This is a genomic window from uncultured Marinobacter sp. (assembly GCF_913055835.1).
Taxonomy (GTDB): Bacteria; Pseudomonadota; Gammaproteobacteria; order Pseudomonadales; family Oleiphilaceae; genus Marinobacter.
The window spans coordinates 52,411-58,886 of record NZ_CAJXKQ010000027.1 but is presented as its reverse complement, the minus strand read 5'-3'; the positions used below and the strand labels follow the sequence as shown (position 1 = coordinate 58,886).

General features: G+C 57.5%; 5 protein-coding genes. 3 read left to right on the top strand and 2 right to left on the bottom strand.

The window, feature by feature from the left end; translation table 11 throughout:
* The first annotated feature begins 223 nt into the window (after positions 1 to 223).
* On the top strand, positions 224 to 751 hold the full coding sequence (ppa, locus tag QZ534_RS14165) for an inorganic diphosphatase (RefSeq protein WP_153637171.1): 528 nt from the start codon (positions 224 to 226) through the stop codon (positions 749 to 751).
* Positions 752 to 826: 75 nt separating this feature from the next.
* Here the strand turns inward: ppa and QZ534_RS14160 are convergent, their stop codons facing one another.
* On the bottom strand, positions 827 to 1,879 hold the full coding sequence (locus QZ534_RS14160; protein WP_296935192.1) for a DUF2333 family protein: 1,053 nt from the start codon (positions 1,877 to 1,879) through the stop codon (positions 827 to 829).
* A 7-nt stretch (positions 1,880 to 1,886) separates the two neighbouring features.
* Entirely contained in the window at positions 1,887 to 3,887 is a 2,001-nt protein-coding gene (locus QZ534_RS14155; RefSeq protein WP_296935191.1) for an EAL domain-containing protein, read from the bottom strand.
* A gap of 198 nt (positions 3,888 to 4,085) precedes the next feature.
* Between QZ534_RS14155 and QZ534_RS14150 the strand changes: the two genes are divergently transcribed.
* Both QZ534_RS14150 and aroQ read left to right on the top strand, forming a co-directional pair.
* Positions 4,086 to 5,699, top strand: coding sequence for a diguanylate cyclase (locus QZ534_RS14150; RefSeq protein ID WP_296935190.1), 1,614 nt, complete (start codon positions 4,086 to 4,088; stop codon positions 5,697 to 5,699).
* A 335-nt stretch (positions 5,700 to 6,034) separates the two neighbouring features.
* Complete coding sequence (aroQ, locus tag QZ534_RS14145; RefSeq protein WP_296935189.1) at positions 6,035 to 6,475, top strand: type II 3-dehydroquinate dehydratase; 441 nt, start codon at positions 6,035 to 6,037, stop codon at positions 6,473 to 6,475.
* Position 6,476: the final 1 nt, after the last annotated feature.

Genomic DNA, 6,476 nt, shown 5'->3' with positions numbered 1-6,476 from the left:
GTATCTGGCGGGACCTTCCGAAAACGTGGAGCGCCAGGGATGGCGCGACCGAGCCCTACAGGGACGTATTCACGGGCGTTTTTCGGAAGGTCCCGCCAGATAGCCGCTTGCACCAAACTCAACGACCAAGGTTTAGTTTCGAACTGCAGGATACTCCCGTATAATTGCGCCCACTTTTTAACCGCAGTTAAACGTACCTTTAACGTACCAGGAAGGATCGCACATGCAATTCGACAACATCCCCGCAGGCAAGAACCCGCCTGAAGACATCTACGTTGCCATCGAAATCCCGGCCAACAGCTCCCCGGTGAAGTACGAACTGGACAAAGACATGGGCGCCCTGCTGGTAGACCGTTTCATGGCCACCCCCATGTTTTACCCGGCCAACTATGGCTTCATCCCTCACACCCTGGCCGACGACGGTGACCCCCTCGACGTACTGGTGGTTACACCCTACCCCGTGCAGGCAGGTTCCGTGATCCGTGCCCGTCCGGTAGGTGTTCTGAACATGGAAGACGAAGCCGGTGGTGATGCCAAGCTGGTAGCCGTACCCCACGACAAGCTGACCACCACCTACCACGATGTGAAGGAAATCACCGATCTGCCGGAGCTGCTGCGCGACCAGATCAAGCACTTCTTCGAGAACTACAAGACTCTCGAGCCGGGCAAATGGGTGAAGGTACAGGGCTGGGACAACGCAGAAGCCGCGAAGAAAGCCATCGTAGATTCCGTGAACGCCTACAAAGGCTGAGCCGGACTCTTCGTCGCATAAAAAAACCGGGCTTCGCGCCCGGTTTTTTTATACCTGGATAGAAACTGGCTGACATCAGCCCCGGGACAGCAGATCCCGCATGTCGCTGATCGCCGAATTGGCGCGGGAAAGGTAAGCGGCCATCGTCAGTGAGTGGTTGGCCAGCAAGCCAAAGCCACTGCCGTTAAGAATAACCGGGCTCCACATTTCGCCCTGGGCACCCTCAAGCTCAATGATCACCTGCCGCACGCTGGCCATGGCATTCTTGTCCTGGAGTACTTTGCGGAAATCCACTTCAATTGCCCGGAAGATATGCAGCAGCGCCCAGGCACTGCCACGGGCCTCATAGAAAACATCATCAATTTTGGTCCAGGCCGTTTTCACATCTTCACCGGTGGCTGCTTCTGCCAGTGGGTCACCGACATCCATATTGGCCACGGCATCGGACACCGAGGCTTTGCCAACGCTTTCGCCAAGCGTACGGGAGAGGCTGCCCAGTCGGGTTTCAAGATCCGCCAGCCAATTGCTCAGGTTATCCGCCCGGGCGAAGAACTGGGCATCGGCCTGTTCAGGGCTCGATAGCCGGTTCAGGTAACGCTTCAGGGCTGTGATACCACGACGGTACTCTGCCTCGGTCGACGGAATTGCCCAGCTTTCGCTGTCAAAGTGGAACTGGGGCTCGGCGATGGTCAGGTCAGTGTCTTCCGCTGACTGGCTCTGGGAGCGGCTGATGTCTTTGCGCATGGCACGAGACAGGTCACGGAGCTGGACCAGCACCCCATATTCCCAGTTGGGCATGTTATCCAGCCACAATCCCGGCGGGAAAATATCGTTGGAAATATAGCCGCCGGGCTTGTCGAGTAGTGTCTCGGCAATACGTATCATGGTTACCGTGGTGGCAAAACCGGTAACGGGCTCCCTCTCCATGGTATTGGCGACCGAACGGGTGTGTTCCCGCACCGAGAAAGTGTCTGGCTCGCTGCTCCAGATCATGCCAAGCACCAACGCCACAAGCAGGTAGACCACAACCAACGCCAGAATCAGTTTACCGATTACGCCGCTACCACCGGCATAATCCTGAACATCGTCTTTCTTGTCCTTGAAGTACTGTCTGATTTTGCCTGGCATATGACTTTTAATCCCCTGTCTGTTGGTTGTCAGCGGCAAACGGTCGGCCCAGATGGTAACCCATGGCCCCGTCGATACCCAGTTTACAGAGTACCGAGTATTCCGCCGCAGTTTCCACTCCTGTGGCGAACACTTTCACGCCGCGGCTGTGTGCTATGGCAATAACCGACTCAAGATAGAAGCGGTTATCCTCATGGGTGTCTATATCGTGAATGAAGCTGTTATCAATACGCAGACCCTGAAACCTCAGATTTCTCAGGTAACTGAAGGGCACGCCGCCAACGCCAAAGCGGTCGACCAGTACGGGAACCTCCAGACGCCCCAGCGCCCGGACCAGCAAGCCCACTGCCGTGCGGTGATGGTGGATGGCCTGTTCGGAGACGCCTATCCAGAGATTGCGGGCCCGCGGACCAGCCTGCTGGAGCTGCTCAAGCAAGTTCGCACGAAAAGTCTCGCTGGCCACGGACGCGTTTCCGAGCGAGACGGCCAGCGGCTGATCCGGCAACTCTTTCAGGCGATCAAGTACCCGCTGAACCAACAACCGATCAATCTCAGAAATCAGGCCAAAGCGCTCAGCCATCGGAACAAAAGTACCTGCCTTCAAGGCCCCTTCGGCAGAATCAATACGCGAGAACACCTGATGATAAACAGGCATGAGCCGGCCTTCGTGGACCATGGGCTGGAGCCAGAGCGACAGCGTCTGCTGGCGGATCGCCTGACTGATGATCACCCGCCAGGTTTCCAGGTTGTGATGACCATCTTTCTCGGGGTCGGCCAAATGGCAGCCCGTCCCGTTGTTACTCTGGGCGGCCCGCAGGGCTTCATCGGCAGCGGCCATGAGATCCCTGGCGCCACGGCCTTCAAGCGTTCTCGCCAGCCCGGCATGTACTGCCGTATCCATGGGTGAGGCAAGATCTGAATACACCCCGTCGAGGTCATTGACCAGTTGCCGACACCAGACGCCGGCGTCGGCCGGCATCACGCCGGGCAGAAAAACGGCAAATTCGGCACCGGTTCGGCGTCCGGCAAAGGAGCCCGCATGCTGTTTCACGAAATCGGCAACCGCCGTCGCAACCCTCAGCAGCAACCGGTCCGCTTCGCTCCGGCCATAGGCCTGGTTATATCCGGAAAAATCCGCCAGTTGAATCAACATGAGGATGCCGGGTGCGGCCTTTTCCTCGGACTCCACCTCCACTTTCAGCCGCTGGTCGAAGGCGCTCCGGCTAGCCAGGCCGGTGACCGAATCTTCATTGTTGACCCGGCGCAGGTGTTGAATGAGTTTGGCCTGCCCTTCAAAGAGTTGGCCCAGGTCATCTGCCATCTGATTCATGGCGTCAGTTACCTGGTTGATCTCACGGGTCGACGTGATCGAAACCCGCTTCCTGAAATCCCTCTGGCCCAGGGCTTTTGCCTGATCTTCCAGAGAGTGCAGCGGGCGCAGAGTGCGGCGGAGAAGGAGAAATACCGCAAATAGCCCGATACCTCCGATAATCGCAGTACTGGCAGTCAGCCCGATGGTGATTCGCCACAGATCCTCGTAGGCCCGTCCGGGGTGGCTGATAACCTGGACAGTCCCCAGGCGACTCCAGCCGCGAACCACTTCCGCCTCAGCTACCGGCAGGGGAAGATCTGCAAAAGAGCGGAACCAGGAAGGAACGGCCACCTCATTTAGCGTCATGGCCCGCCCGGCGACCTGATCGCCCTGATGATTCAGATAGCTGACTGACAGGTATCGCCCGCTGTCGAACACCGCATCAATTAATGAAGACGAGGCAACCGGATCACGGCCATCGATAGCGTTGGAGAGGGACAGCCCGATGGCCGTCGCCCCGTCACGGGCATGACCAGCCAACTGGTCCGAGACATAGTCCCGAAAATAGCCATAACTGGTAATGAAAACCGCGATAAGCAGGGTTACCAGCAAACTTCCGGTCAACACCAGAAGCAGCGTTCGCAGGGTAACCACGCCCTGCTGTTTGCGCTTGATGGGGATTTGCTTCCGTGCCATGGGCAGCTTCTCCGGATTGGCTGTGAGCCAGCCGGCCAGTTGATTGTGACCTGCACCGCAGAGTTGACAAACATTTACATAGCGCAACCTACGCCGACAACATTAAACACTATAGACTCTGCAAAAGGACTAAGGTTGAAAAATCGTCCGTACCGGGGAAGGACGACCAATAACGAAAAAGAGACAGGCCCGAGCAACATGAACGACGAAAGCCAGAAAGAAAAACTCAGGCAGCATTTCGCACGCCGTGTAACAACCCAGGCACGGGTTGTTCTCGACACCTGGCAGAAAATTCACGAAGACCGGGACATGGCCGCCGCCCACCGCAACGAGTTTGCAGCCGCCGCTGATAAACTGGTGCGTTACGCCCAGCGGTTTGAAATGGAGAGCCACGCCAGGGCCGGGCAGACAACACTGGAACTGATCAACCAGTGGGAACCGGGTTCGGCACTGGATGATACCCTCGAGAGACAACTGCAGGATGCCATCGAGACCCTGTCCCAGAGCACCCTTCGCAGGACCGACCTCAACAGTTCCGAGTCACCCCACCAGTTCCGCCGTACCCCGGTATACATCGCTCTGGCCAACCAGGAAATGGCAAGCCGCCTGATCCGGCAACTGGAATTCTTCGGCTTTCGTGCCTCGGCCTTTGCCACCGCCGATGAACTGACCGAAGCCTGCGCACTGCACAAGCCGGAAACCATCCTGGTGGACGTCAACTTTGGTGGTTCACCCAACGCTGGCATTACCACCATCGAACACCTGCAGGAACGTCACGATACGCCCATCCCCATTATTTTCATGAGCGACGAGGACGGCTCCATCGAAACCCGCCTGCAGGCCTCACGGTGTGGTGGGGAAGAGTTCTTCTATCCGGCTGTCGATCCGGGCCAGCTGATCGAGAAGATCGAAACCTACACCCACGGCAACACCGTGGAGCCGTACAAGGTTCTGGTGCTGGACGACTCCCGGGCCCAGGCCAAGTACATGGAAACGGTACTGAAAAAGGCAGGCATGACTGCCCACATTATCACCGACCCGATGCAGATCATCCACGCCCTGGAGGAGTTCTCTCCGGAAATCATCATCCTGGACATGTATATGCCTGGCTGCACCGGTATGGAAATCGCCCGGGTCATCCGCCAGCAGGATCGTTTCCACAGCGTACCCATTATTTACCTGTCTGCGGAAGAAGACGTCAGCAAACAGCTCCATGCCATGAGCCTCGGCGGCGACGACTTCCTGACCAAACCCATCGACCCGAAACACCTGATCGCCACCATCCACAACCGCGGACGGCGTGCCCGTTCCCTGCTGGCTCTGATGATCCGTGACAGCCTGACTGGCCTGTTCAATCACACCCATACACTCCACCTGCTGGACCAGGAGATTGTCCGGGCGCGCCAGAAAGACCAGCCGCTGTGCTTTGCGATGATCGACATCGACTATTTCAAGAAGGTGAACGACACCTTTGGCCACCCGATTGGCGACCGGGTGTTGCGCAGCCTGTCGATGTTCCTCAAGCAACGCCTGCGCAAGACCGACCACATTGGCCGGTACGGCGGCGAGGAATTTGCCATCATCCTGCCCAATACCCGCCCGAGTGATGCCCGAAACGTTCTCAATGAAATCCGGGAGCGGTTCTCCGAGCTGCAACAGCCAGCCGGCGACCGGGAATTCAACGTCACCTTCAGCTGCGGCATCGCGGCCTGGGAGGATGACACCTCCCAGGCATTGTGTGAGCGGGCGGATCGGGCGCTTTACAGCTCCAAGGAACTTGGCCGCAACTGCGTAACCCTGTCTGACTCTTAGGTGTGGGCCGTCCAGGCCCACCCCCCCCCAGAAACCACCGATAACCTTCTCCGCAGGGCGCCACGGACAATTTTGCGCCGGACATGGCTCAGTCACTGTCCGGCTGCTACCTTTTATGAAACCAACGTCGAATAGAAGTTCGTTCCGCCGTTCACGACAATGATTGTCATCAGCGGAAAGATCCCGTTTCGATTCATTTGCCGTCTTTTTACGACCAATGGACAACAGGACGATTGTCAAAAAGTGTTGATCTGAGCAAAACAAGCACGCACCATTGGGGGAACATGCCGTTAAATTCGGCGATCCTGTAAAAAGACACCAAGGCAGTCAGAACCATGTCGACAATTCTCGTGCTCCATGGCCCCAACCTCAACATGCTCGGCACCCGCGAGCCAGAGGTCTATGGCTACGAGACACTGGCGGATATCGACGACCGGTTGCGCTCACATGCGGCAGAGCACGGCCATCATCTGCTGCACCTGCAATCAAACGCTGAATACGAACTGATTGAACGGGTTCACGAGGCCCGGGCGGAAGGCGTGGATTTTATCATCATCAATCCAGCCGCTTTCACCCACACCAGCGTCGCCCTGCGGGATGCCATGCTGGCTTCGGGAATTCCTTTTGTCGAAGTGCATCTTTCCAACGTGCATGCGCGGGAACCGTTCCGGCATCACTCCTATTTCTCGGATATCGCCGAAGGCGTTATCTGTGGGCTGGGTAGCCAGGGGTACGACCTCGCACTCCAGGCAGCCCTGAAACGCATTCACCGATAGA